This window comes from Rhizobium sp. UFLA01-1127, from assembly GCF_059803845.1.
The window spans coordinates 25,234-49,727 of the sequence record NZ_JAUQTZ010000039.1 but is presented as its reverse complement, the minus strand read 5'-3'; the positions used below and the strand labels follow the sequence as shown (position 1 = coordinate 49,727).

Genomic DNA, 24,494 nt, shown 5'->3' with positions numbered 1-24,494 from the left:
CATTGCCGGATAGAGGCGGTGTCCGTCTCGCGCAACGCCCTGGCGGACGGCGCGGTCGAAATCGGCCAGCGTATAGTTGCCGATACCCGTTTCCTTGTCTGGAGTGATGTTGGTCGTGAAGATCGAGCCGAGCGGCGTCCCCATTTCGAGGCCGCCGGCGAAGGGGGCGCTCTTCGGCGTGCTGTGGCAGGCGACGCAGTCGCCGAGCCGTGCGACATACTCACCGTGCTGCAGCATGTCCTCCGAGGGAGCCTGCGCCGCGGCGACATTGTCGAAGGGAGATGCCGGCGTGCGCGTGACGAACCACGCGATACCGCCGGCCACAAGCACGACAATCAAAAGAAGAACCAGAAGAAATTTCTTCAAGGGTGTGCCCTCACATCTTTGCTTCGGGATTTCGTAGGCGGCTAATGGGGGAATCGACAAAACCGGCTCTCGGACCAGAAATGGGTCGAGAGCCGGAGCTGTACTTGGCGCAGGGTAAGCTGCGCCTTAGCTTTCAAAGGTGTAATTGGAGAGAGGCATGCTGCGTATTCGCTTGCCCGTCAGCGTGGACACCGCATTGGCGACCGCCGGCGGGATGGCCGGGAGTCCCGGCTCGCCGATACCGCCCATCTCGGCGCCGCTTTCGACGATGCGGACGTGGACGCGGGCCATGCGGTCCGGCGGCAGGATCGGATAAAGGTCGTAATTGCGGGCGACCGGCTCGCCGTTCTTGTAGACGGCTTCCTCCATCAGCACCTGCGACATTCCGAGTGCTGTCGCCGAATTGACCTGTGCTTCGATGATCGCCGGATTGACGATGCTGCCGGGATCGATCGCTTCCCAGACATCGTGCACGACGACCTGACCGTTGCGGATGGAGACTTCGGCAATCGCCGCCGTATGGCTGCCGAACGGAGAGGCCATGGCCACGCCGCGTGCCCGCCGCGAACCGTCGTCCGCGGTGAAGGGACCGCGCTTCCAGCCGCCGGAGAGATCGCCAGCTGCCTTCAACAGGTTGCTCAGCCGCTCGTTCTTCTGCAGCAGCTTGAGCCGCAGCTCATAAGGGTCTTGCCCGCCCTTGTCGGCCAGCTCGTCCATGAACGTCTCATAGAAAAAGTCGTTCATGGAGTTGCCCACCGAGCGCCAATAGGCGAGCGTCGCCGGGTTTTTCACATAGATCTGGGCGATGCGGTAGTTCGGGATGGCGTAGGATTTGCCGGTCAGACCCTCAAGAGCGGTTGGATCGAGCGAATCCTCCTTGTGACCGAAAACGCTTTCGGTCGGTCCTTCGCATGCACTGATTGCCTCGAGCGCGACGGGCATGCCGCTGGCATCGAGGGCGCCGCGAAAGCGCACGGCCGCCATCGGGCGCATGGGGTCGCGCAGAAATTCCTCCTCGCGGCTCCAGATGAGCTTCACCGGCCGCCCGACCTCCTTTGCAAGCTGGATGGCTTGCGGATAGGGATTGGCGGACGGATAGAGGAAGTGTCGCCCGAAGAAGCCGCCCAGGATGGGGCTGTAGAGCTTCACCTTCGATGGATCGAGCCCCGTCAGCTTGGCAATGTCGGCCTGGAATTGCTCGGGTGCCTGATTGGGCAGCCAGACTTCGAGACTGCCGTCCGGATTGAACCGGGCCAGGGTGGATGGCGGCTCCAGCTGCGCGTGACGCAGATATTGGCTCCTGTAGGTCGCCGAAACGACGGTCTTCGCACCTTCGAACGCTTTGGCGATATCGCCGACATTCTCCGCTTCCTTGCCGTTTCCCGGCTCGTTGGCGAGCTTGTCGTTGAAGGCCGAGGTCGCGAAATCCGCGGGCATATAGCGGAGGGCGGCATTGGCATCGGGACCCGGTTCGCGCCAATCGACTTGGGCCGCCTCGGCTGCGCGCTTGGCATTCCACCAGCGTTCGGCAACGACGGCAACGGCGCCGGGCAGGCTATGGACGGAATGGACGCCCGGCATTGCCTTGAGCTGGTCCTCGTTACGGATTCTGCCGATCGTGAGACCCAGGCGCGGCGCATGCTGGACGGCGGCATGCAGCATGCCGTCAACCTTGCAATCGATTGCGTAGACCGCCTTGCCCGTCGATTTGTCATGGATATCGAGCCGTTCGACCGGTTTGCCGATCCAGCGGAATTTGCTCGGGTCGCGGAGTGTCACGCTTTCGGGGGCGGGAACCGGCAGATCCAGTGCCTCGGCAGCAACATCGCCATAGGCGAGGCTCCGCCCCGATGCGGCATGGATCACGCGGCCGGGCTCGGTGGTCAGCTCGGCGATGGGTGCGTTGAGGCGCTTTGCAGCCGCCTGCAGGATCATGTTGCGCGCCAGCGCGCCCAGCCTGCGCATGGTCTCGTAGCTTGTGCGTACCGACATGCTGCCGCCGGTAATGCGCATCTTGCCGTGCACGACGAGATAGTCGCTGCCCGTCGGTGCATTTTCGACGACGAAGGTTTTAGGATCGGCATCAAGCTCCTCGCCGACGATCTGGGCCATCGCCGTGAAGACGCCCTGACCGCCTTCGACGAAGGGGCTCATGAAACGGATGGTGCCGTCCGGGCGGATTTCGAGGAATGCCGGAACGCGGGTGCCTGGAGGCATTGGGTTTGCCGCCTGCTGGGCTCGTGCGGAGCCGACTGGCACGCCGAAACCGAGGACGAATGCGCCGGCTGCGGCACCGGCCGAGGTCAGGAGAAAGTGCCGGCGCGAGATATTGACCGGAGATCCGATGGGGAATTCATTTTCGGGGACAAGGTTGCGGCTGGCTTCGGTCACAGCGTTTCTCCTTCTTTCGAGGAGAGATCTTTGACCGCCGCCTTGATCGCGTTGTAGGTTCCGCATCGACAGAGATTGATCATCGCCGCGGCGATTTCGTCATCGGAGGGATTGGGCGTTTGCTTGAGGAGCGCGGTCGCGGCAACGATCTGCCCCGATTGGCAGTAGCCGCATTGCGGAACCTGATGCTTGATCCAGGCGGCGACCACGCGCTTGCCGATAGGGTCGGCTTCGATCGCCTCGATCGTCGTGATCTGGCGGCCGGCGACGCTGTCGAGCGGCGTTACGCATGAGCGCACGACTTCTCCATCGACGAGGACCGAGCAGGCACCGCATTGTGCCAGCCCGCAACCATATTTCGTACCGGTCATGGCCAGCTCGTCACGGATGATCCAGAGGAGCGGCGTGTCTCCGTCCGAATTGACTTGGTAGGATTGATTATTGATCTGAAGATTCACGAGGCGCCTCCTGAGGCTTTCGATGGCGAGCCTTCGATGCCCGGCGCTACGCGATGATCTGAATGCTGGACAATCGGACGACGCATAGCTCAGGCTCACAACCCGGACCATAACACTGAACCGACCGCATCAAAAAGATTAGTAGGTGAATCGCGATAGACGTTAGAAGCCAGATTCATAAATCGGCTTTCAGCTCATTTCGATCGCTGAAGCAAGGTCCCCGCCGGCCGACGGGGCGGCGATGCAGTCTTCGAGCCGCGCCGTAACTTCCTGTTTCTAATGTGTAATCGCGCAGCTATGGTCCTGCACGTCCTCGCCGCCCATGCCGGGCGCTGCGACATCGGTGAGGACGATGAAGCCGGGACCGTCGGCGAAATCGGCGCCGACAACCACGAGATTGTGATCGCCCATTTCCTTCGCCGGGTCCTTCAACGTCTTGGCAAGCGCCAGGAACGGATTGAAGTCGCCCAATGTCTCGCCCTTGACCCGGACCGCCGTGAATTTATGGCCGGCGATGGTATCAGGAAGAGGTGCCCAATCGACACCGATCGTGTCGGCATCGGCCTTGAGCGCGGCCCGCGCATCGGCGCCCAGGCAATCGACGTGGATATGCAATTGGTTCTGCGAGCGCGCCTGCTGCGCGTTGACGGCCAGGCTGAGGCCGTCACGCGGGAGCGCGTGCGGCAGCCGAGCATCGACATCGCCCCGCTCGGCCCAAGCGTCGGCAAAGAAATTATGCGTTGCAGGATCGAGGAGTGCCGCGCTCTCCATGCCCGTGATCTTGTCGATCGGAATGAGCAGAACTTGCGCAACGCCCCGCAGATCCTTCAGCATCGCGTAGTGCTCGGTCGTATTTACCGAGAGGCAGGGCGCGGTCTGCACCACGCATTTGTCGTGAACGATCTTCCACAGCACGTCGGAGTCGGCAAAGGCCGGCGCAAAGAGGAGGGGAAGGAAGGATACGGCAAGAGCTGTGACGCGGCGCGAGTATGTCATGACAGGAAACTTCTCTGGTTCAAAAGGTTTGGCATTGTCCGGAATTCCGGTGGACTTATCACAGGTCTATTAGGCTCTTGTGACGGCTTGGACAAAGAACGGGAACCGGCCGCCGACAATGGCGGCGACCAGAACGGCCGACTGGAAAGCGGCAGCCACGCCTGCCAAAAAGATAGCTTTCTAAGCTGGAAGCCGGGCCTGTCCCGGCTTTCTGGTTCTCCGGCCATGGCTGCACCATCCCTCAATAGCGAGCGATAGCGCCACTTGCCGCGGATCTCGACGCAGGTCTCATCGATCCGGACCGAACTGCAATGGGATCGGCGAAACTGGCGCAACCGCTTCTCGATCATCGGCGCATCGGCGAGGACATAGCGGCTGATCGTGCTGTGGTTCACTTCGAAGCCGCTCTTCCATCCGTCTTCAGCCATCGACCTCGACGGAGATAAGAGGGCGAAAGAATCCAGTCGGCTGCAGGATCGAACTGGCGATGTTGGCAATGATCGGGCCTGCCGCCTCGCTCTTTGCGCTAGCCTCCTTCCAGGCCGGATCAGCCACGAACTCCGCCCATTTCCGCTCGCGCTCCTCCAGCGATTGCCATTCGAGGAAATAGACGAGGTCGTTGCTGGAAGGCCCGATCATGGTCGTCCAGAAACCGAGGGGGCGGATGCCGAGCCGGTCCCAGATCGCCAGCGTCGCCGTTTCGAAACGCTCCTTGAGGGCTGGCAGCTTGCCCGGCAAGCAAGTATAGATGCGCATTTCATGAATCATGGAAAATCCTCCTTGAGCGAATTCAGGATAAGCGGAGCCTACTGCTGAAAGCCCGATTCAAAAGCAGCTAAGCGATAACAGCAGGTTGGTGAATCAAAAGAAGATCCGGGGCTTGCGCCACTATTGCTCAGTTTGAGCATAATAGGGATGCGATTCATTTTTCAAGTGATTTCACGCACCGCAGATGGATGTTGATCGGTCTTTTCGATCCCATCGGTACGCAGCGGCGGCGATTGAGGACAAATAGCAGAGGCTCTTTCGGCTTCCACCTCTTCTCCCATCCTCCATCTCGGTCGGTTCAAAGCTAGATTTGCCCGTTTGCCAGGACTTGACGAAAACAAGCCAGGCATTAATTTAAACGGAGGCGCCTCCGTTTATTCGTGGCGCCCTTGCTTCCTAATTCAGACGAGAGCCGACCATGACGCCAGAATTCCATCGGCTCCGTCTTCCTGAAAGAAACTATAGCAACGGTAGGCCGACGGACAGATTCTATTCGATTCCGTAGGTCTCATCTTCGTGACGATGGCAGGAGCTTATCATGACACGAACCATCCATATCGCGCTCGACATTAACGGGCAGCGCCACGAACTCGATATCGAGCCGCGTGTGACGCTTCTCGATGCGTTGCGCGAGCATCTCTCGCTCACCGGCACCAAGAAGGGCTGCGACCAGGGCCAGTGCGGCGCCTGCACCTGTCATGTCGACGGTAAGCGCGTGCTATCTTGTCTGACGCTTGCCGCGCAGGCCGAAGGTCGCGAGATCACGACGATCGAGGGGCTGGCGAGCGAGGCCGGCGACCTGCATCCGGTACAGGCTGCCTTCATCGAGCAGGACGCCTTCCAGTGCGGCTATTGCACGCCGGGCCAGATCATGTCGGCCGTCGCCTGCATCCGCGAAGGGCATGCAGGTTCCGATGCGGAGATCCGCGAATATATGTCCGGCAATCTCTGTCGGTGCGGAGCCTATAACAGCATCGTTGCGGCGGTGCGCCAGGCTGCGGAGGTCGCATGATGCGAAACTTCTCCTATCTGCGCGCCACATCGACAGCCGAAGCCGCTCAGGCGGCGCAACAGGCCGGCGCCATGCTGCTTGCCGGCGGCACGACACTGCTCGATCTCGCCAAATGCGGCGTGGGTGAGCCCGATAAGGTTATCGATATCACTCATCTCTCCGGCATGAGCGGCATCACGGTCGACGCAGTCGGCGCCCGGATCGGCGCGCTCGCCAGGATGAGCGAGGTTGCCGACCACAAGGATATTCGCGCAGCTTTCCCGGCGGTTTCCGAATCCCTGTCCCTGGCCGCCTCCGCACAGCTTCGCAACATGGCGACCATCGGCGGCAACCTCCTGCAGCGGACGCGTTGTTCCTATTTCCGCGACCCCGGCGCCTTTGCAGCCTGCAACAAGCGTGCCCCCGGCTCGGGCTGTTCGGCGATCGGCGGTATGACGCGCAATCACGCCGTGCTTGGAACCAGCGAAGCTTGCATCGCCTCCTATCCCGGCGATCTGGCGGTTGCCCTGGTCGCGTTTGACGCCGTAGTCGAGACGGATGGCCGCAAGGTTGCCATCGACGATTTCTTCCTCCTTCCCGGTGACACACCGGATAGGGAGACCGCCCTGCAGAGCGGCGAAATCATTACCGCCATTACCATTCCTGGCTCCGCCGCTGCTCGGAACTCCACCTACATCAAGGTCCGCGACCGACAGTCCTACGAATTTGCTGCCGCGAGTGCCGCTGTTGGCCTAGAGCTGGAAGCCGACGGCAGGACAGTGCGCGATATTCGCGTGGCCATCGGCGGCGTCGCGACCAAGCCCTGGCGAGCGCGTGTCGTCGAGCAGGCATTGATCGGCAAGGCGCTCGTTCCGGAGGAGGTCGAAAAGGCTAGCCGTCTCGCCATGGAGGGTGCCGTCGCGCATGGCGGCAACCGCTACAAGATCGAACTTGCGCCGCGCGTCATCGCCCGCGCCATTCTGAAGATGGGAGGTCTTGCATGACCATGATGGAACCCCGCAAACATGGTGACGCGTCCGACGGTACCGTCGGCGGTCGTCAGTCGCGCTTCGAAGGCAATATGAAGGTGACGGGGGCTGCGACCTACGCGCTGGAATATCCGGTCGAAAATCTCGCCTATGCCGTTCTCATCCAGAGCACGATTCCGGCTGGCCGTGTCGTCAAGGTCGATGCTTCGGCAGCGCTTGCGATGCCCGGCGTACTGCTGGTGCTGACGCCGGAGGACGATCTCGGTCTCAAGCTTTCGGCTGACTGGGGCGGCAACAAGCCCGCCGACGGCCCTTATTATCCGCTGCCGCGCGAGGTGCGTTTCAACGGGCAATCGATCGCAGCCGTTGTCGCCGAAAGCCGCGAACTGGCGACGGAGGCTGCCAGGCTGGTGCGCATCACCTATGAAGAGAGCAGGCATGTCGCCGACCTCAACGACCCGAATGCCGGCGAGGGTAAGCTCATGGAGCCGCTTTCGATCGCCTGGGGTGATGCCGAGGCAGCTCTTGCCGCATCCGCGGTGAGGATCGAAGCGGAATATTCGACGCCGCGCGAATATCACGTCGCGATGGAGCCGCACGGGCTGACGGCGAAATGGGATGGCGACCAGCTGACCATCTGGGAACCCAGCCAATGGTCGCATGGCATGGCGCGCATGTATTCCGAATGGTTCGACATGCCCTATGACAATGTCAGGATCATCTCGCCCTTTATCGGCGGTGGCTTCGGCTCCAAGGGGCAGCCGCTTGCCTATGGCGCGGTGGCTGTCGCGGCCGCCAGAAAGCTCGGCCGGCCGGTGAAACTCGCGGTCACCCGCCCGCAGAATTTCACGAGCTATGGCGGGCGCGCTGCAACCAGACAGAAGATTGCGCTTGGCGCGACGCAGGACGGTATCCTCCAGGCGATCGTCCATCGCGGCGCCAGCGAAACCTCGCTCGATGCGGACTGGCCGGAACAGACGGGGGCGGCAACGTCGATCCTCTACAAGGTCGAGAATTTCTCCTCGCAGCATCGCGTCGTGCCAGTCAACAGCGTGACACCAGGCGCCCTGCGCGGTCCGGGCAAGAACCCGAGCGCCTACGGCATCGAATGTGCGATCGAGGAGCTGGCCTACAAGCTCGGCATGGACCCGCTCGAGCTCAGACTGAAGAACTATGCCGATCACGACTACCAGTCCGGCAAGCCATGGTCGACGCGCTGGCTGCGCGAGGCGCTGACGGAAGGGGCCGAAGCCTTTGGCTGGTCGAAGCGCAGCCACGCGCCGCGCTCGATGCGTGACGGCAAGACGCTGATCGGCTGGGGCATCGGCTGCGGCACGTTCCCCGTCATCCGTGCCCCGAGCGAAGCTATGATCCGCATCCTTGCCAACGGTCGGGTGGAGGTCGTCAGCGGCGCCATCGACATGGGGCAAGGGACCTATACGATCCTTGCGCAAGGCGCCGCGGAAGTCTTCGGCATTCCGGTCGATCAGGTGGACGTCCATCTCGGCGATTCGCGCCTACCGGGCTCGGCGATCGCCGGCGGCTCGATGCTCGCCGGCTCGATCATGGGAGCCGTGCACAAGGCTGCGGTCGCGGCCCGCGACGAACTCATCGGCCTTGCTCTCAGCGACGGCAATTCACCATTCCGCGAGACGGGGGCGAATACGCTGAATTTCGCCGAGGGGCGCATCGCGGCCCCCCGCGGCGAGGCACCGTCGCTGACGCTGGCCGAACTGATGTCAGCGCTAAAGCGCGAGGAGATCGAAGTCCGGCGCAACACCTTGCCTGACGGCACGAATGCACAGGAGCAGCTTCAGGCCTGGACCACCATGGCTAGAGTTCAGGGGCCGACCATGGGCGATTATTCCATGCATAGCTGGTGTGCCCATTTTGCCGAAGTGCGGATCGACGAGGATTTCGGCACGGTGCGCGTCTCCCGTATGGTCTCCGCCTTCGATTGCGGCCGCCTTTACAATCCCAGACTGGTCGAGAGCCAGTGGCGTGGCGGCATCATCATGGGCATCGGCCAGGCTCTTCTGGAGGAAGGATTGGTCGATCCGCGCAACGGACGAACCGTCAACAACAATGTGGGCGACTATCTCGTGCCGACGAACTCCGACATCCCGGATATCCAGGTGATCTCCGTCGGCGTGCCCGATCACAATGCCTCGGCGCTCGGCGGTAAGGGCGTCGGCGAAGTCGGCATCGTCGGCGTGGCGCCTGCGATCGCCAATGCGGTGTTTCATGCAACCGGGCGGCGCGTGCGTGATCTGCCGATTACGCTGGAAAAACTGCTGTAAGGGAAGTGAGGTTCGAGCCGCATTGCAATCGGCAAGCGGCTCGAATGTCTACTCGGGAGTGGTTTATTCTCAATTTTTGCAGATCAATTTCTGCTCCGGCCGATCCCATAGGTCAGTGCAAGCGCACCGACGAGAACGGCACCCTTGATGAAGTCCTGCGTATAATAAGGCGCGTTCAGCATCGTCAGCCCGTTCAGAAGAACGCCGACGAAAACCGCGCCGATCGTCGTCCCGAGAACATTGGGCCGCCGCAGTCCGAGCACGGCAAAGCCGATGAGCGAGGCTGCGACGGAGTCCATCAGCAGCGAGGCGCCGGAGGAGACATCGCCGCGGCCGACACGGGCGGCAACGATGATGCCGCCAAGCGATGCGAGAACGCCTGACAGCACATAGGCGAAGGTCTTCAGGCGGGCGATGTTGGCTCCGGCCAGCCGTGTTGCCGCTTCATTGCCGCCGGTCGCATAAAGCAGGCGGCCAAGGCGTGTGCGCTCGGTGAGGATGTAAAGCACGAAGGCGACGATCAGCATGAGAATGACGGGGAGGGGGATGGTGCCGAAGAGGCTCGAGCGGCCAATCGTCAGGAAGGCGGTATCGACCTTGCCCGTCGCCGTCGTGCCATCTGGAAGGATGAGGCCCACCGAGATCGAGCGACCGGCCGTCGGGATGAGCTGGAGGCCGGTCAGGAGGAACATGGTGGCGAGGGTTGCCAGCAGATCCGGCACTTTCAACCGGACGATCAGCAAGGCATTGACGAGCCCGACGATTGCGCCGAACGCAAGAACCAGGGGCACTGTCTGATAGGCGTCGAGATTGAGCACGATCATGGCATAGCTTGCGGCCATGACGCTGAAGGCAGCCACAGCGCCGACGGACAGATCGAAGCCGCCGATGGCAAGCGTCACGGTGACGCCCGCGCCGATGATGGCGACCACAGAGACGGCCTGCAGGATGCTCATCAAATTGTTGATGTTGATAAAGGCCGGCTGAGCGAAGCCGAAGATGATCACGAGGGCAAACAGAAGAAGAAATACGGCTCCCCGCCGCACGAGTTCCTGCGGCGATACCGTGCCGTCTGCCGTCCTTCGCTCTTCGGGGATGTCAGCGGTTCCTTCGCTCATCAGGCATATTCCTCGTTTTGCCGGTCAATGGCCTTCGCATCGGCACCATCCTTCAGGCCATGATCCTCCATCACCAGAACCCGGTCGACGACTTCGAATGCCTCTTCGGGGTCGGATGTCGCGATCAGCGTGGCGCGATCGCCATGGGCGCGTATGGCGGCAATAATGTCCTGGCGCGCGCCGACGTCGACGCCCTGAAAGGGTTCGTCGAGCAGCAGCAGGCGGCTCGGCTCGGCCTCCCAGCGTGCGAGCACGACCTTTTGCTGATTGCCGCCGGAAAGCGACCAGACGGATGCATCCGGGCCAGGCGCCTTTATGCCGAGGCGCCGGATGGCCTTTGCGCCCTCGCGAGCCTCTCGTCGCGAAAACAGGAAGCCGGAGGGATACCATTGCTTCAGATGCGGCAGGCTGATCGTCGCCGCAATGCTTTCTCCCGGCCAGTCCGGAGGCATGAGCGAAGAGCGATGCCGATCGGCGGCAGCCATGACGACGCCGCGCGCGATCGCATCCGCAGGCGAGCCGGGCTGAAAGGGGAGGCCATCGAGAAGTGCGGTGCCCGCGGCGGAGCGTTCGAGGCCGAAGAGGATCGAGAGAAGCCGGCTCTTGCCGGCTCCAAGAACGCCGGTAATCGCCACGACTTCGCCGGCATGGAGCTTAAGATCGATCGGCGGGCTGTCGGCAAACAGCCGGACATCCCGAAGTTCCAGTATGGTCCGGTCGAACTGCTCGCGGCGATGCGGACGGGCTGCCGTCATCGATCGCCCGATCATGGTTTCAATGGCGGCGCCAAAATCGATGGGACGGGTAAAGGCACCGACATTGCGGCCGCCCCGCAGGACGACCGCGCGATCGGCAAGCGCATCGAGATCGCCTGTTCGATGCGAGATATAGAGAATACCCAGGCCACGGGTTTTCAGCTTGCGGACGATATCGTAGAGCCGGGCCGTTTCGCGCGCGGACAGGCTTGCCGTCGGCTCGTCCAGGATCAGCAACTGCGCCTTGTTGGAGAGGGCGCGGGCAATGGCGACCATCTGCCTGTCCGCCGTGCCGAGTTCGGCAAAATCCCGGTCAAGCGGCAGATCGAAGCCGGCTTCCGACAGAATGGCTTCCGCTTTCCGCCGCAGCGAACGCTTCGACAGAAAGAAGGGTTGGCGCCCGTCGACGAATTGATTGAGCAAAAGGGCATCCGCCACGGAAAGACCGGGCACACCGACGACATCGGTCGACTGGTGCACGGTCACGATGCCCTGGGCGCTTGCCGCTGCCGGACTGTCGGCCCGATAGTCACTGCCATTCCAGAGGATACGGCCCGCGTCTGGACGATGAATACCGGAAAGAATCTTCACCAGCGTCGACTTGCCGGCGCCATTGGCTCCCATCAGTGCGACGATCTCGCCGCGATCGATGGTCAGGGACGCATCCGCCAGGGCCCGCGTCGAGCCGAAGGCAAGCGAGAGATTTCGAACATCAAGCAAGGTCATGGGTGCGGGTTCGGTGATCGTTCGTGACTCATAAGCCACAGCCACCCAATCACAAGGATCGGCCTTGCTTTGTTCATTTATTCTATAGAATAAATTTTCATTTGATTTCGGCTTGCGCTCATTGACAGTTTTAATGAGCAGACCACGAGATCGATCAGACGATGTCCTGCCCGCAACGGATGGGTTTTTATTTGTCCGAAATGCCAGGGAAGCCGGAAAAGCTTTTCTTTTGTCTATTAAATTTATAGACAATAAAAAGGCTCCAACATTCCGGATTTCCGCACTTGCGACGGCGTTCGTCCAGCTTATGCGGATGTTTGCGTCAGGAGTCTTTATGGACACGGTTCTCTATCTTGCTTCTCTTGCAACTCGGCCAAGCCGCGCCGCATCTGGTCGATCCTGCAGCACCTCCTGGCCGGCCTCATGGTTTTCTTTTCCCTACTATTGTTGCTGCACGCCCTTTGCGGGACCTGAGATCAGCGTTTCGCCAGAAAGGGCTAAGGATAAACCAACGAAAGGCCCGGCGTGCCGCATCTGAACGCCGGGCCTTCATGTGGCTATTTGATAGTGTGAAGATCGACGCCCTTGGTGTCGCGAACGAAGATAAGGCCAATGACGAGTGTCATCGCCGCGATCGCGATCGGATACCAGAGACCATAGTAAATATCGCCCTTGGCGGCGCTCATGGCGAAAACCGTTGCCGGAAGCAGACCGCCGAACCAGCCATTGCCGATATGATAGGGCAGCGACATGCCTGTATAGCGGATGCGGGTCGGGAACATCTCCACCAGGATTGCGGCAATCGGGCCGTAGACCATGGTCACATAGATGACGAGGATCGTCAGGATCAGGATGGTGAGCGGCCAATTGATGGCCGCGGGGTCGGCAACCATCTTGAAGACGCCGCCGTTGGCGATGGTGTAGACTGGCATGTCCGTGGCGCCGCCAGCCTGATCCGCCGTCAGAAGCTTCGCCTTCACCAGATCGGCGACGGGTGTCACTGTCTTTTCGCCCGCCCGAACAGTCGCCGCGTTGAGCCCCAGTTCGGGGTTGGCGGCGATGAAGGCGTCCAGCTTGGCGTCCGGCACCTTGGCAGGATCGCGCGCCAGCGGGAAACCTGCCTTTTGCAAGGCGAGGTTCATGTCATGCGTGAATGCGCCGCTCTTGGCCGCAGCACCGGCTCCGGCCGCCGTTGCGTCGTAGGAGGTCACGGTCGCGTCGCCGAGCTTGACGGTTGCCGGCTGCCCGGCTGGGCCTACGACGATCGTATAGGGCACGGACGACTTCGACAGGAAGGATGTGGCGATGTCGCATGAATTGTTGAACTTGGCGGTGCCGACCGGATTGAACTGGAACGTGCAGTCGCCAGGAGCAGCCGTCACCGTGGCCCGGACGGTCTGCTCCGCTTGGGCGAGCGCAGGGTTTGCGGCATGGGTCAGCGCTTTGAACAGCGGGAAATAGGTCAGGATCGCCAGCGCAAGGCCCGCCATGATGATCGGCTTGCGGCCGATCTTGTCGGACAGCCAGCCGAAAACCACGAAGAACACGCTGCCGATCACAAGCGCGATCGCGATCATGATGTTGACCGATTGGCCATCGACCTTCAGGACGTTCTGCAGGAAGAACAGCGAATAGAACTGACCGGCATACCAGACGACTGCCTGACCGGCGGTGAGGCCGAGCAGCGCGATTAGGGCGATCTTCGCATTCTTCCACTGGCCGAAGGCCTCGGAAAGGGGTGCTTTGGAGCCCTTGCCCTCTTCCTTCATCCTCTTGAACGCCGGCGATTCACTGAGTGACAGCCGGATCCAGACGGAGATGGCGAGCAGAATGCAGGAGAGAAGGAAGGGAATGCGCCATCCCCAGGTGGCAAAGGCATCCTTGCCGACGGCATTCTGCACGATGAGGATGATGATCAGCGACAGGAAGAGCCCGAGCGTCGCAGTCGTCTGGATCCAGGACGTGTAGTAGCCGCGCTTATTGTCGGGCGCATGTTCGGCGACATAGGTGGCGGCACCACCATATTCGCCACCTAGCGCCAGGCCTTGCAGCATGCGCAGGGCAATCAGGATGACCGGAGCGGCCAGACCCCAGCTCGCCGAACCTGGGAGGACACCGACCAGAAACGTCGACAGGCCCATGATCAGGATCGTGACGAGGAAGGTATATTTGCGGCCGACGAGGTCGCCGATCCGTCCGAAAACCAGTGCGCCGAACGGCCGGACAAGGAAACCCGCGGCAAAGGCCAGCAAGGCGAAGATGTTACGGGTTGCTTCCGGATAATCGCTGAAAAAGGTCGCGCCGATGAAGGCGGCCAGAGACCCATAAAGATAGAAATCGTACCATTCGAACACGGTTCCCAGGGAAGAGGCGAAGATGACCTTCTTCTCTTCCTTGGTCATGCCTCGACTCGTCGTCTCGGCTACGGACGTAGTTGCCATGAATCAATCCTCCCAATTGCACCAGGGACATGGTCAAAAGACCCGTGTCATGTCCCCCATGATGACATTACGCAGGACTTTCCCGCCGATGTACGCGGAAAGTCGCGCCAGTGGGTGCTCTCCTGATTTCCTCCCCCAGGAGATCACGCACCTGATGCATTTGCGAGTGTTGGCCAAAAATTGAAAATTGCAATGGCTGCAACTGCCGCCGCTTATGAAAAACTGTGTGTAGGCATCAAGAAATACGGATATGTCGGGCGTTTCTCAATGCGCCGTGCGGGGCCGAGCGCTTCTGAGCGGCAGGCCCTATTGCCGGGCAGACGCATCAGCCGGATAGCAGGCCGTGGCATATAGGGGCGGAATATGCCGGTTCGAAAGCTGGATCTCGTGGCTGGCCCCGTGAGCGATGCAATAGGGCGGCAACTGGTCGTCCTTGATATCAGACATATAGAGCATGCCCTTGGTCGCCACGTCGCTTGCCGTAACCCACGGCGAAAGCCTGAGATCACGATCGACGGCAACGTCGGGCCTTTGCGGCAATCCGAGTGAAACCAGGCCGGCAAGCCAAATCGTTCCTCCCGTGATTTGCAAGGGCGTGGCGACTTCGGTCTTCCACACGGCGTTTGCCTTGTCGGCAAGTTCCTGCATCGGCCAGGATGTTCTCTGCGGTTTATGCGATTTCGACCAGACGGCTTCGCCGATAAACACGGCTGCGGTGAGGGAAACACACACCACAGCGCCGGCCGTCAGGCGCTTGATCATGGTCTCGCTCCAATCGCCGCCGATTTCGGCAACCAGCCAGAGTCCGACGGTGGTGAACATCGGCAATCCCCACATGGTGACGAGCCCTTTTCCGGTTGCGAGTGCGCCAATGACCAGCATTGCCAATGGGGTAAACGTGAATAGTTGGAGAAACAGTTTTGCCGCAGACGGGGTGTTGCCGTCGCGCGGCTTACGGAAGGCCGAAAAGCCGACGCAGCTCAAAAGGAGAAGCATGGGCATCTGGTTTAGGATTTGGGTGAGCAGGAATATGAGCGGCTCTTCGGCAAATCTGCGGCCAGAGGTGCGATCTGAGACATATTTGAAGGTCAGGAAATCGGTCTGAAACAACCATAGAACATGCGGCAGGAAGATCAGCCCGGCGATCGCGACCGCGATATAGGGTCTCGGTGTCTTCAGCTGTGCCCTGACGTCCGAAAAGACGAAGCCGGCAATGGCTGCCGTGGTTGCGATGACGCCGACGGAATATTTGGCGTACATGCCCGCGCCGACGAGCACTCCCAGCATGATCCAGAGCGATGTTTTTCCCGGTCTTTTCGTTATGTGTGCAAAAACTAAAATGATCGCTGACCAAAATGGCAGCTGCAGAACATTATGATTAAACTGCGTGGAGAAGTAGTTGAAATATAGCGATCCGGTCAGCAGCAGGGTGCCGGCCAATGCACGCCATCTGCTCATGAAGACGCAACCCGTAAGATAGACGAAGAGATAGGTCAGGGCTACGGCAATCTGTGACAGCAGATAGGGACCCAGCAAATAGCCAGGTATCAGGGAGTGCATGATTTCGATCGACCAGGCCGGCCCGGGCGGGTGCTTGTACGTGCCGATCAGCCAGTGGGGTGCCCAGGTCCAGCCTTCGACAACGTCGAGCGGGGGCGCAGAACTGAATATGGTCGGGACGATCGTTAGAAGGAAAATTTGCAACGCAATGAGAAGCCACAGAATATTCGTGGGACGTTGGAAGATGCTGCTGAAAGCCGTTGGCAAAGACTATTCCCTCAAGTTCGGCGCCGCAGCGATGCTCCGCGGCGAAATGCGGCAACGGATTACCTTAATCCATTGTTTATTCAAGCATCCGTCATCATCGATATCTTTTGTAAGATTTGCGGCTGCATGCGGGAAGCATTTACCGCAAAACTCAGTTTTAATTCACCAAAATGTGCAAGGGTTCAATCCAAAATTGGACGAATCTATTCTGTCGATATGAGTATCAAATGCCAGTCTTATCCCTAGTCGCACCGTTTCTGAACGAGCAAGCCTCGGCTGAAGCTTTCGCGCAATTCACGAAAGCAATAGCAACCGATGTCAAAAACCGCTTTGGCCTCGATCTGGAGGTTGTGCTGGTCGACGACGGCAGCACGGATAACAGCATCGGCCGCTATCGCGAGGTCCTGGATGGCAATTGGCGGATTGTCGAACTCAGCCGGAACTTTGGCAAGGAAATAGCGCTTTTCTCCGGCATTGAAGAAAGCAAGGGCGATTTTGTTCTGATGGTCGATGCCGATCTGCAGCATCCCTATGAGGTCTGCATCGAGATGATCTCAACCCTGATGGCAGACGATGATCTCGACGTCGTCTATTCCGTGCGAAGCGACCGAAGGGACGAATCCTGGGCCAAGGCGTTTGCGAGCAAGCTTTTCTACAAGGTGATCAATGCGGGCCAGCGCTTCGACATGCCGGAGAATGCCGGTGATTTTCGCATCATGCGCCGCCAGGCAGCGACGGCTCTTTTGAGCATTCGCGACAAGAGGCGCTTCAACAAGGGGCTTTATGCCTGGATGGGGTTCCGGCAGAAGGGCATACCCTATGTTCCCGCCCCGCGCGCGGCAGGCAATACCAAATGGTCAAAGCGAGCTTTGGCAGCCCTCTCACTTGAAGGCATCACGTCCTTCTCGTCGCTGCCACTGCGTTCCATGTCGGTCGTTGGCGTCATTATCGGCATTCTTGGCATGCTCTACGGGGCCGAAATCATCGTTGAGGCTTTGCTATTCGGTACCAATGTGCCCGGTTATCCGAGCCTGATGGCGTCGATTTCCGTGCTTGGCGGCTTCAATCTCGCTCTTCTCGGTCTGCTTGGCGAATATGTCTGGGTGACGATCGGCGAGGTGAAGGATCGGCCGCTCTATATCGTGCGGCGGATCCATCGATCGGACGACGCAGCTTGATGACGCCGCAAATCCCGCAAATCAATGTCATTGCCGACGACTACGGCCTTTCCCCCGGCGTCAGCGGCGCTATCAGGGAGCTGATAAGTTGCGGCAGGCTGACGGGTACCGGATGCATGACGCTTTTCCCGGAATGGCCGGAGCAATCGCAGCTGCTTCGCCGGCTCAACCCCGAGTCCCGGGCCGACATCGGCTTGCATCTGACGCTGACCGATTTTGCGCCGCTCTCCCGACCGGGCGCGGATAAGAAATTGCCATCGCTGCCACGGCTGCTCTCCGCAAGCCTCCTGCACCAGCTCGATCAGGAGATGATCAACGCGGAACTCGATGCTCAGCTGGAGCGCTTCGTTGATGGCATCGGGCGGCTTCCCGACTTCATCGATGGGCACCAGCATGTGCATTTCCTGCCCGTTGTGCGCCGCTGGCTGGAAGCCCGCATCGACAGGCTTCGACGTGACGGCAACCTACCGTGGCTGCGCGGAGCGCCCTCGATACTGTTGGGCACAAGTGTCGGGATAAGGGCGAAGATCGCTTTCGTCGAAACGGTCGCGACCGGTTTCGATCGCCGCATGACGGCAGCCGGTTTCCCCGTACGCGGTCCCTTGGCCGGTTTCTACAATTGGAACCGGCCCGGCGATTTCTTGACGGTTATCGGCCAGCTCCAAAGCGGACTGCCGCAGAATGCGGTTTTGATGTGTCATCCGGGTTGGATCGACAATACGCTGGTCGATAGGGATAAAATGGTTCAGGCGCGACCGGTGGAGTTCGAAGCTCTAGAGCGGTTCAGTTTTTCACGGAATCTATGAACCGCTCTATCTCTTTGTTTTCACACGATTCCGGACGGAAAACCACTGCGCACTTTTCCTGGAATTGCTCTAAAGGGCAACCTGTGGAACAGGCTCGCATACAGGGCATGACCGCCGGCCCGCCTCGGACGCGAGCCGGGCCATCAGGAACCAGTTTCGATATGCTTCACGCCGGCTGAAGCCGCAGGCGCCGTATCGGCGGAAAGGCAAGGGCAATGGCGGCAGCCCCCAATCCGACCATGGACGAGCCGATGAAGAGCCAGGAATAATTGGCGAAGGTGTCGAATATCCAGCCGCCGATCAAAGGTCCCGCCGCCATGCCGATGCTCGACAGCATCGATGCCGCGCCGAAGACGGTGCCGATGACGCGTGGCCCGAAATATTCGCGCGCAAGTACGGCATAAAGCGGCATGACGCCGCCATAGGCGCTTCCGAAGATGACCGCCAGCGCATAGAACTCGCCGAGTTGGCTCACCAGCAGATAGGTGGCAAGTGCTGCCGCCTGCACCAGCAGGCCTGCAACCAGTACCGGCTTTACGCCGAGCCTGTCGGCCAGGGTTCCGTAAAGAAGACGGCCGCCAAGCCCGGCAAGCCCTTCGACACTATAGATGCTGACGGCAGCCATCGGCCCCACGCCGCAGATGGTGGCGTAACTGACCATGTGGAAGATCGGTCCGGAATGGGCCGCGCAGCAGGCAAAGAAGGTCGCGCCGAGAACAAGGAACTGCGGCGAGCGGAAGATTCGGCCAAGCGGCAGATCCTGCTCCTGCCGCTGCCCGTTTACTCCCGAGCTTTCGGCAAGGACAGGCGCCCGCCGTACGAACAGTGCCGCGGGTATTAGCAGAACCCACGCCATGATGCCGATGACAAGCATGGCGAAGCGCCAGTCATAGGCCGAGATCAGATAGCGGGCGAAAGGCGATACCGTCATCGGCGCGACGCCCATGCCCGCCGATACCAGCGACACGGCCAGGCTTCGGCCTTCGTCGAACCAGGCTGTCGTCGCGGCAATCATCGGTGCGAAAAAGGCGCTGGCGGCAAGGCCGACGAGAATGCCGTAGGTCAGCTGGAATTGAAGAAGCGAGCCGGTTCGGCTCGCCAGGACCAGCGCCAGCCCGAGCAGCAGAGCGCCGATTACCACCACGACGCGGATGCCGAAACGATCGCTTGCCGCACCCCAGGCAAAGGCACCCAAGCCCATGGTCAGGAAATTGAGCGTCATGGCGGTGGCGATGCCGGCATGCGACCAGCCGGTATCGGCCGCGATCGGTACCTGAAAGATCGCCAGGGAAAACATTGCGCCGAGCGCAACGCAGGTCATCAGCGCGCCGGCGGCGACGATGACCCAACGGTAGGACGATATCATTTCGCAACTCCCTTTATCCGGTTCACCTCAAACCCCGAAAGACCGGATCGTCGCCTTTCGCGGCGTATCTGGAATAAAGACGATCGCCTCTCGCCGATTTCGACATTGCCGCTCAAAAAAAATTCGATAGGCACTATGGTGGAACTTTAAGATGCCGCCGGGAAGCGCCAGCGCGCAATGATGTCGTCAAACATCCGTGCCGTGGCGAGAGCTTGGGAGTTCAGTCAGGTATCGCGCACTGAGAGCACCGCCGCACTTCACCGCTTGTAGATCCTCCAAATTTAATTCTGGGCTCATATAGGGCTGCTAAGACAGCCGCCTTGATGCTGAAGAACCCTGCTTCGCGGCCGACGGGCTGTGCCGGCAGGCGGGAATGACATGCAGGCTTAAAGCAATACCGAACCAGATCGTCAAAGTCGTGGAGCGGCATATTCAATGGCTCATATCGTCATCATCAATCCGCGTTTCGAAACCTCCTATTGGGGCATGGAACACGCTCTGCCGCTATTCGACGCAAAGGCCAACCTGCCGGTGGCCTGCCTGCCGCTGCTGGCGGCGCTGACGCCTGCGGAACATACCGTTACCCTGGTGGATGAAAATATCGAACCGATCGACTATGGTCTGTGCGAGCGGGCCGACATCGTTGCGCTGACGGGCATGATCGTCCAGCGCTTCCGAATGACGGAAATTCTGACCGAGCTCAAGCGGCGCGATTGCTTCACCGTTGTCGGCGGTCCCTGGATCACGGTCAAGGAAGATTATTTCGGCAATCTCGTCGATGTCTCCTTTATCGGCGAGGCGGAAGAAACCTGGCCGAAGTTTCTGGAGGAGTGGCAGCAGGGACGTCATGACCGGCGCTACGAACAATCCGACAAGACGGACATGAGCAAGGTGCCGGTGCCGCGTTTCGATCTGTTGAAGATGAACGAATATGCCGTCGGCAGCGTCCAGTTCTCGCGCGGCTGTCCCTTCACCTGCGATTTCTGCGATATCATCGTGGTTTTCGGCCGCAAACCGCGCATCAAGACCAGCGCCCAAGTCATCGCCGAGATGGAGGCCTTGCTGGCGGCCGGAATGGATACGGCCTTCATCGTCGACGATAATCTGATCGGCAACAAGAAGGCCATCAAGGAAGTCTTGCGCGACGTCGTCGCCTGGCAGGAGCGCCATCACTATCCGATGACGTTTCTGACCGAGGCGTCGATCGATCTGGCCGACGATGCGGAGCTGATGCAGCTGATGGTCGACGCCAATATCCGCGTTGTCTTCATCGGTATCGAGACGCCGAACGAGGAGGCGCTGCGCGAGACCAAGAAGCTGCAGAACCTGCGCAAAGGCGGAACGATGCTGGAGAAAATCCACACGATCCAGCAGACCGGCATGGAGGTCTGGTGCGGCATGATCCTGGGCTTCGACAGCGACGATGCGACCATCTTCGACGCGCAGCGGGTCTTCATCAAGGATGCGCGCATCGTCAACGCGATGATCGGCATGCTGGCCGCCATCCCGAAGACACCGCTTTATACGCGTCTCGCCAAGGAAGGCAGGCTCGATCACGACGATCCGCCTGCCTTCGGCACCAATGTCATTCCGCTCAATCTCTCGCGGGAAACATTGCGGGACGGATATCTGTCGGTCCTCAGCGATCTGCATGAACCGGCCGCCTATTTCGACCGGTTGGATGCGCTTTATATCGATGCCCATATCGAGCCGGAAAGCACTCGCTTACGGCATCTTCGTCGCCATCCCTTACGTTTGCTTGCGCTCAATGCAACATGGGCGCTGGAGGCGGCCGGCATCTTTGTCAGACTGATGCGCCGGGTAAAGGAAGCGGAACTGCGTGCCGTCTATCGCCAGCGGTTTATCAAGCTTCTGCTCCGCCGCCGCTCCCCGATCATCCTGCAAATCTACGCGATCAAATGTGCCATGCACTATCATGCCCATATCATGGTTCAGCAGATGCGTACCGGCGGCGGCATCGTCAATTCGTTCTAGCCGAACTTCAAGGCGCCGCCACCAAGCAGCGCCCATCTGTTGCGCTGATGCAACAGATGAGGCCGGATTTCTGCAATTCGAAATTGTGGGGTTGCCGATTTGCGGATCTTGCGTATGATACGCTCATCCGCAAATCGAATAGGGAGGCGTGACATGAATCATACACAGATGTTTCCATACGCCTTCGGCGGAATGATCTCGACGGCCTTGGTGTGTGCCTGGGCGACCGCGCGACGATTCTTCGATCTAAAGCTCTAAAAGGCTTTGTCTGCCGCCATTTGGGCGTTTTCCATATAAACCCATATGACTTGCCGAAGGAATGATTTGGTGCGTCTTCGACGTATCCGCTCCTGAAGCCGGTCAAGCTTCAAGAGGACCTGGCTGCGTCGTTGCGCCAGGAAAAGACGATGACTCATTCACAATTTATGGTTGCCGACAGCTTGACGGCAACGGTCGACGAACTGTACCAGGAATTCGGCGTTTGGAAGACTGCGCGCGCCTTGTTCCTTGTCGCCTGGAGGCGGCGGCAGACCTACAAGCAGGTATCCGAGCTTTCGAACTACCAGCTTCGCGATATCGGCCTCCCCGAGCGCGAGGACACGCAAAGCTTTCACAATCTGCTGGCGCTGCATGTGACCCGCCTCAAATGACGTGGCCTTGATGCATGCAGATGCTTCACAGCCTATCATGCTCGATCCTGATTGGCTCGGGCATGATTTTGCTGCTGCGCAAACACATGAGAACGGCAAGCTGTCCGCATGACGCTTTGCCGATTTCGTGCGTTACGGCTTACCTATTGAGTGTTCGGCGGTAGACACCGCACGGCGCGAGGCCTTCTCTCTGCCATGTTGCTGGCACTGAAGCCGGAATGTATGGACGTATTCTGCCTAAGCACGGTAGCGGTGCGAATTCTCCAATGAATAATTGGGCCTTGCCCCCAAGGGGTCGCAATGTTCTCGCAATCCGCCTATGCAATCTAGTCGTTTTGCCGGCGGGGGTGTTCATTGCGGATTTTGTTGCTTGAGGACGAGCCGGAAATGGCTTCAGCGCTCAGCGTCGCGTTGCAGGCGTGCGATGCCGTTGTCGATCATGTGTCGATGCTGGCCGATGCGGAGGAAGCCGCAAGAAATCTCCCCTATGGTGTCATTCTTCTCGATCGTCAGGTTCCGGACGGCGATGGCTTGGCGATCATTCCGAAGCTGCGTGCGGCGGGGATCGCAACGCCGGTGATCGTATTGACGGCGCGCGGCGACCTCGATGACCGCATTGACGGTCTTGATACCGGTGCCGACGACTATCTCGTCAAGCCGTTTGCCGTGGAGGAGCTTCTGGCGCGATTGCGCGCCGTCCTGCGCCGCCCGGGTGATGTGCGCAGCGAAATGGTGAGTTTCGGCAGATTGTCCTATGATTTCGGCTGTCATGACGTGCTGATCGGCGGGGAGCGGTTTGAGCTGCCGCGTCGCGAACTGCTCGTCTTCGAGGCACTCGCGCGCCGTATCGGGCGTACCGTGCCGCGCCACGCGCTGGAAGAGGCCGTCTACGGCTTTGCGGACGATATCCAGTCCAACACGCTGGATGCACATGTCTCCCGGCTGCGCCGCAAACTCGCTTCCGTGGAAGCCGGTCTGGAAATTCATCCGGTTCGCGGCATAGGCTATCTTATGAGACTGACATCATGAGCGGAAGCCAACCTTCTTTGCGATGGCGTCTCGTCTTGCGCTTGTCGCACCTGCAGGCGGCATTTCTGACCGTCCTTGCGGTCCTCATCGTTGCCGCTCTGTGGATGACCGGAAGCTTCATCTCCCTCCAGCCGGAAGATGAAACCATCGATGCAATCGCGCAGTCGATGGCTCGCGATCGGATTGGTGCTCTGGTGCTGAAGGAAACACCGGCGCTTGCGGCGCGGCGCAATGATTGGCCCGGTCTCTGGTTCGTCGTGCGGGATCGCGATGGTGCGATGATAGCCGATGGAAGCGTGCCGAAAGCCTATGCGACTATCGGCGGGGCGCTTGATGACATCGGGCAGGCCCGTTTCGGCAGCAACCTCGGCGGAAGTGCCGTGCCTGCCGCGCGGCTCCGATGGGTAGCGTCTCCGGCCGGCGAAGTGCAGGTGCTCACGGGCGTAGACGGCAGCGTATCGACCGTTCGCGTCGCCAAGGCAGCGGGCATGGTCTTCTTCAGCGCCCTTCTGCCGCTTCTTGTCGTCACGGCGATCGCAACGATCGTCGCCGCACCGCTCGTGGTTCGCCGCGCTTTTTCCTCGCTCGATTCCGCTGTTGCCCGCGCCGGGCAGATCGATATCAACAGGCAGGGTACACGGCTGCCGGTCCAGGATGTCCCGCAAGAGATCCTGCCGCTTGTCGAAGCCGTCAATGATGCACTCGGCCGGCTGGACGAAGGCTATGAGCGGCAGAAGCGCCTTTTTGCTCATCTTGCCCATGAATGGCGGACCCCTGTCGCGATCCTGCAGGCGCGCCTCGATGGGCTGCCGCCCGGTCCTTTGAAAGAGCGGATCTTCGAGGATACGGTGCGTCTTGCGACCTTGGCCGAGCAATTCCTCGATCTTCAGCGCCTCAATCACCGTTTCGAGCCGGCTGCGATCGATCTCGTCGATGTCGCGCAGCATGTCGTTTCGGAGCTTGCGCCGCTCGCCATTGCCGCCAACTATGAGCCCTGTTTCGTCAAGGACGAGGAGGTGGTTGAAATTCTCGGCGATCGCGTGGCCATCGGCCGAGCCGTCACCAACCTCGTGCAGAACGCAATCCAGCATGGCGGCCGCCGCGGCAGGATAACGGTCCATGTCGGCCGTGCCAGCGGCATCACCGTAACTGACGAAGGCGGCGGCATTCCGCACGAGGAGCGATCCCGCATCTTCGAACCGTTTCATCGTGTTCATGGACACGGCAAGGGGTTCGGTCTCGGGCTCAACCTCGTCCAGGAAATCGTCAGGCTTCACGGCGGACAGATCACCGTCCTGGAAGGGCCGACCGGCGGTGCAGCCTTCAGACTGAGCTTCCCGACCGGCGCGTAGGCTATGCGCGGGCTTCCCTGTGCAATGTTCTCGCAATCGGCTCCCTTTATGG

The 24,494-nt window shown here is 60.2% G+C and carries 18 protein-coding genes and 2 pseudogenes; 9 read left to right on the top strand and 11 right to left on the bottom strand.

Annotation, left to right across the window (positions count from 1 at the left end):
- The 6 genes and pseudogenes from Q4Q11_RS12470 to Q4Q11_RS12445 form a co-directional block, all read right to left on the bottom strand.
- Positions 1-366 (bottom strand): annotated as a pseudogene (locus Q4Q11_RS12470) (cytochrome c); the annotation flags it as partial.
- Between the two features lie 126 nt (positions 367-492).
- The gene (locus Q4Q11_RS12465; RefSeq protein WP_498569666.1) at positions 493-2,757 is read right to left on the bottom strand and encodes a xanthine dehydrogenase family protein molybdopterin-binding subunit; all 2,265 of its coding nucleotides are present in this window, start codon (positions 2,755-2,757) and stop codon (positions 493-495) included.
- The gene (locus tag Q4Q11_RS12460; protein WP_498569665.1) at positions 2,754-3,215 is read right to left on the bottom strand and encodes a (2Fe-2S)-binding protein; all 462 of its coding nucleotides are present in this window, start codon (positions 3,213-3,215) and stop codon (positions 2,754-2,756) included. Before Q4Q11_RS12460 ends, Q4Q11_RS12465 begins: the two co-directional genes overlap by 4 nt.
- 276 nt (positions 3,216-3,491) lie before the next feature.
- The gene (locus tag Q4Q11_RS12455; RefSeq protein WP_498569664.1) at positions 3,492-4,211 is read right to left on the bottom strand and encodes a CDP-diacylglycerol diphosphatase; all 720 of its coding nucleotides are present in this window, start codon (positions 4,209-4,211) and stop codon (positions 3,492-3,494) included.
- Between the two features lie 254 nt (positions 4,212-4,465).
- Positions 4,466-4,618, bottom strand: a pseudogene (locus Q4Q11_RS12450) (IS6 family transposase); the annotation flags it as partial.
- Between the two features lie 13 nt (positions 4,619-4,631).
- Positions 4,632-4,979, bottom strand: coding sequence for an NIPSNAP family protein (locus Q4Q11_RS12445; RefSeq protein ID WP_498569663.1), 348 nt, complete (start codon positions 4,977-4,979; stop codon positions 4,632-4,634).
- 538 nt (positions 4,980-5,517) lie between these two features.
- Between Q4Q11_RS12445 and Q4Q11_RS12440 the strand changes: the two genes are divergently transcribed.
- The 3 genes from Q4Q11_RS12440 to Q4Q11_RS12430 are packed head-to-tail and all read left to right on the top strand — an operon-like array spanning position 5,518 to position 9,259.
- On the top strand, positions 5,518-5,991 hold the full coding sequence (locus Q4Q11_RS12440) for a (2Fe-2S)-binding protein (protein ID WP_113214381.1): 474 nt from the start codon (positions 5,518-5,520) through the stop codon (positions 5,989-5,991).
- Positions 5,991-6,974 carry an FAD binding domain-containing protein gene (locus tag Q4Q11_RS12435; RefSeq protein WP_498569668.1) on the top strand — a complete coding sequence of 328 codons (984 nt, stop codon included), beginning with the start codon at positions 5,991-5,993 and terminating at the stop codon, positions 6,972-6,974. The genes Q4Q11_RS12440 and Q4Q11_RS12435 overlap by 1 nt, the downstream gene beginning before the upstream one ends.
- The gene (locus Q4Q11_RS12430) at positions 6,971-9,259 is read left to right on the top strand and encodes a xanthine dehydrogenase family protein molybdopterin-binding subunit (RefSeq protein ID WP_498569662.1); all 2,289 of its coding nucleotides are present in this window, start codon (positions 6,971-6,973) and stop codon (positions 9,257-9,259) included. The genes Q4Q11_RS12435 and Q4Q11_RS12430 overlap by 4 nt, the downstream gene beginning before the upstream one ends.
- A gap of 83 nt (positions 9,260-9,342) precedes the next feature.
- On the opposite strand, the gene Q4Q11_RS12425 is transcribed toward Q4Q11_RS12430, so the two are convergent.
- From Q4Q11_RS12425 to Q4Q11_RS12410, 4 genes are all read right to left on the bottom strand, one after another.
- On the bottom strand, positions 9,343-10,377 hold the full coding sequence (locus tag Q4Q11_RS12425; protein WP_498569661.1) for an ABC transporter permease: 1,035 nt from the start codon (positions 10,375-10,377) through the stop codon (positions 9,343-9,345).
- Positions 10,377-11,858, bottom strand: a complete 1,482-nt coding sequence (locus tag Q4Q11_RS12420) for a sugar ABC transporter ATP-binding protein (RefSeq protein WP_498569660.1) — start codon at positions 11,856-11,858, stop codon at positions 10,377-10,379. Before Q4Q11_RS12420 ends, Q4Q11_RS12425 begins: the two co-directional genes overlap by 1 nt.
- Positions 11,859-12,415: 557 nt before the next feature.
- The gene (locus tag Q4Q11_RS12415) at positions 12,416-14,299 is read right to left on the bottom strand and encodes an MFS transporter (RefSeq protein ID WP_498569659.1); all 1,884 of its coding nucleotides are present in this window, start codon (positions 14,297-14,299) and stop codon (positions 12,416-12,418) included.
- Positions 14,300-14,605: 306 nt separating this feature from the next.
- On the bottom strand, positions 14,606-16,003 hold the full coding sequence (locus Q4Q11_RS12410; protein ID WP_498569658.1) for a glycosyltransferase family 39 protein: 1,398 nt from the start codon (positions 16,001-16,003) through the stop codon (positions 14,606-14,608).
- A 290-nt stretch (positions 16,004-16,293) separates the two neighbouring features.
- Here Q4Q11_RS12410 and Q4Q11_RS12405 point away from each other — a divergent pair, with 290 nt between their 5' ends.
- Entirely contained in the window at positions 16,294-17,244 is a 951-nt protein-coding gene (locus tag Q4Q11_RS12405; RefSeq protein ID WP_112509858.1) for a glycosyltransferase family 2 protein, read from the top strand.
- Positions 17,244-18,050 (top strand): ChbG/HpnK family deacetylase, encoded by an 807-nt coding sequence (locus Q4Q11_RS12400; RefSeq protein ID WP_498569657.1) that lies wholly within the window; start codon positions 17,244-17,246, stop codon positions 18,048-18,050. The genes Q4Q11_RS12405 and Q4Q11_RS12400 overlap by 1 nt, the downstream gene beginning before the upstream one ends.
- Before the next feature lie 166 nt (positions 18,051-18,216).
- On the opposite strand, the gene Q4Q11_RS12395 is transcribed toward Q4Q11_RS12400, so the two are convergent.
- Positions 18,217-19,416, bottom strand: coding sequence for an MFS transporter (locus Q4Q11_RS12395; RefSeq protein WP_498569656.1), 1,200 nt, complete (start codon positions 19,414-19,416; stop codon positions 18,217-18,219).
- Between the two features lie 435 nt (positions 19,417-19,851).
- Here Q4Q11_RS12395 and Q4Q11_RS12390 point away from each other — a divergent pair, with 435 nt between their 5' ends.
- The 4 genes from Q4Q11_RS12390 to Q4Q11_RS12375 all read left to right on the top strand — a co-directional run bounded on the left by Q4Q11_RS12390 (position 19,852) and on the right by Q4Q11_RS12375 (position 24,442).
- The gene (locus Q4Q11_RS12390) at positions 19,852-21,411 is read left to right on the top strand and encodes a B12-binding domain-containing radical SAM protein (RefSeq protein WP_113217844.1); all 1,560 of its coding nucleotides are present in this window, start codon (positions 19,852-19,854) and stop codon (positions 21,409-21,411) included.
- A 407-nt stretch (positions 21,412-21,818) separates the two neighbouring features.
- Positions 21,819-22,061, top strand: coding sequence for a DUF1127 domain-containing protein (locus tag Q4Q11_RS12385; protein ID WP_113217845.1), 243 nt, complete (start codon positions 21,819-21,821; stop codon positions 22,059-22,061).
- 354 nt (positions 22,062-22,415) lie between these two features.
- Positions 22,416-23,090, top strand: coding sequence for a response regulator transcription factor (locus Q4Q11_RS12380; protein WP_498569655.1), 675 nt, complete (start codon positions 22,416-22,418; stop codon positions 23,088-23,090).
- A complete protein-coding gene (locus Q4Q11_RS12375) occupies positions 23,087-24,442 on the top strand; it encodes a sensor histidine kinase (RefSeq protein ID WP_498569654.1) in 1,356 nt (451 codons plus the stop codon). Before Q4Q11_RS12380 ends, Q4Q11_RS12375 begins: the two co-directional genes overlap by 4 nt.
- The last annotated feature ends 52 nt before the right edge of the window (positions 24,443-24,494 follow it).

What these genes read in the sequence shown, in the direction of transcription:
- Q4Q11_RS12440 (WP_113214381.1), top strand. Translation starts at nt 5,518, where the DNA reads ATGACACGAACCATCCATATCGCGCTCGACATTAACGGGCAGCGCCAC.
- Q4Q11_RS12415 (WP_498569659.1), bottom strand. Translation starts at nt 14,299, where the DNA reads ATGGCAACTACGTCCGTAGCCGAGACGACGAGTCGAGGCATGACCAAG.
- Q4Q11_RS12425 (WP_498569661.1), bottom strand. Translation starts at nt 10,377, where the DNA reads ATGAGCGAAGGAACCGCTGACATCCCCGAAGAGCGAAGGACGGCAGAC.
- Q4Q11_RS12455 (WP_498569664.1), bottom strand. Translation starts at nt 4,211, where the DNA reads ATGACATACTCGCGCCGCGTCACAGCTCTTGCCGTATCCTTCCTTCCC.
- Q4Q11_RS12375 (WP_498569654.1), top strand. Translation starts at nt 23,087, where the DNA reads ATGAGCGGAAGCCAACCTTCTTTGCGATGGCGTCTCGTCTTGCGCTTG.
- Q4Q11_RS12390 (WP_113217844.1), top strand. Translation starts at nt 19,852, where the DNA reads ATGGCTCATATCGTCATCATCAATCCGCGTTTCGAAACCTCCTATTGG.
- Q4Q11_RS12445 (WP_498569663.1), bottom strand. Translation starts at nt 4,979, where the DNA reads ATGATTCATGAAATGCGCATCTATACTTGCTTGCCGGGCAAGCTGCCA.
- Q4Q11_RS12405 (WP_112509858.1), top strand. Translation starts at nt 16,294, where the DNA reads ATGCCAGTCTTATCCCTAGTCGCACCGTTTCTGAACGAGCAAGCCTCG.
- Q4Q11_RS12435 (WP_498569668.1), top strand. Translation starts at nt 5,991, where the DNA reads ATGCGAAACTTCTCCTATCTGCGCGCCACATCGACAGCCGAAGCCGCT.
- Q4Q11_RS12385 (WP_113217845.1), top strand. Translation starts at nt 21,819, where the DNA reads ATGACTCATTCACAATTTATGGTTGCCGACAGCTTGACGGCAACGGTC.
- Q4Q11_RS12400 (WP_498569657.1), top strand. Translation starts at nt 17,244, where the DNA reads ATGACGCCGCAAATCCCGCAAATCAATGTCATTGCCGACGACTACGGC.
- Q4Q11_RS12395 (WP_498569656.1), bottom strand. Translation starts at nt 19,416, where the DNA reads ATGATATCGTCCTACCGTTGGGTCATCGTCGCCGCCGGCGCGCTGATG.
- Q4Q11_RS12420 (WP_498569660.1), bottom strand. Translation starts at nt 11,858, where the DNA reads ATGACCTTGCTTGATGTTCGAAATCTCTCGCTTGCCTTCGGCTCGACG.
- Q4Q11_RS12430 (WP_498569662.1), top strand. Translation starts at nt 6,971, where the DNA reads ATGACCATGATGGAACCCCGCAAACATGGTGACGCGTCCGACGGTACC.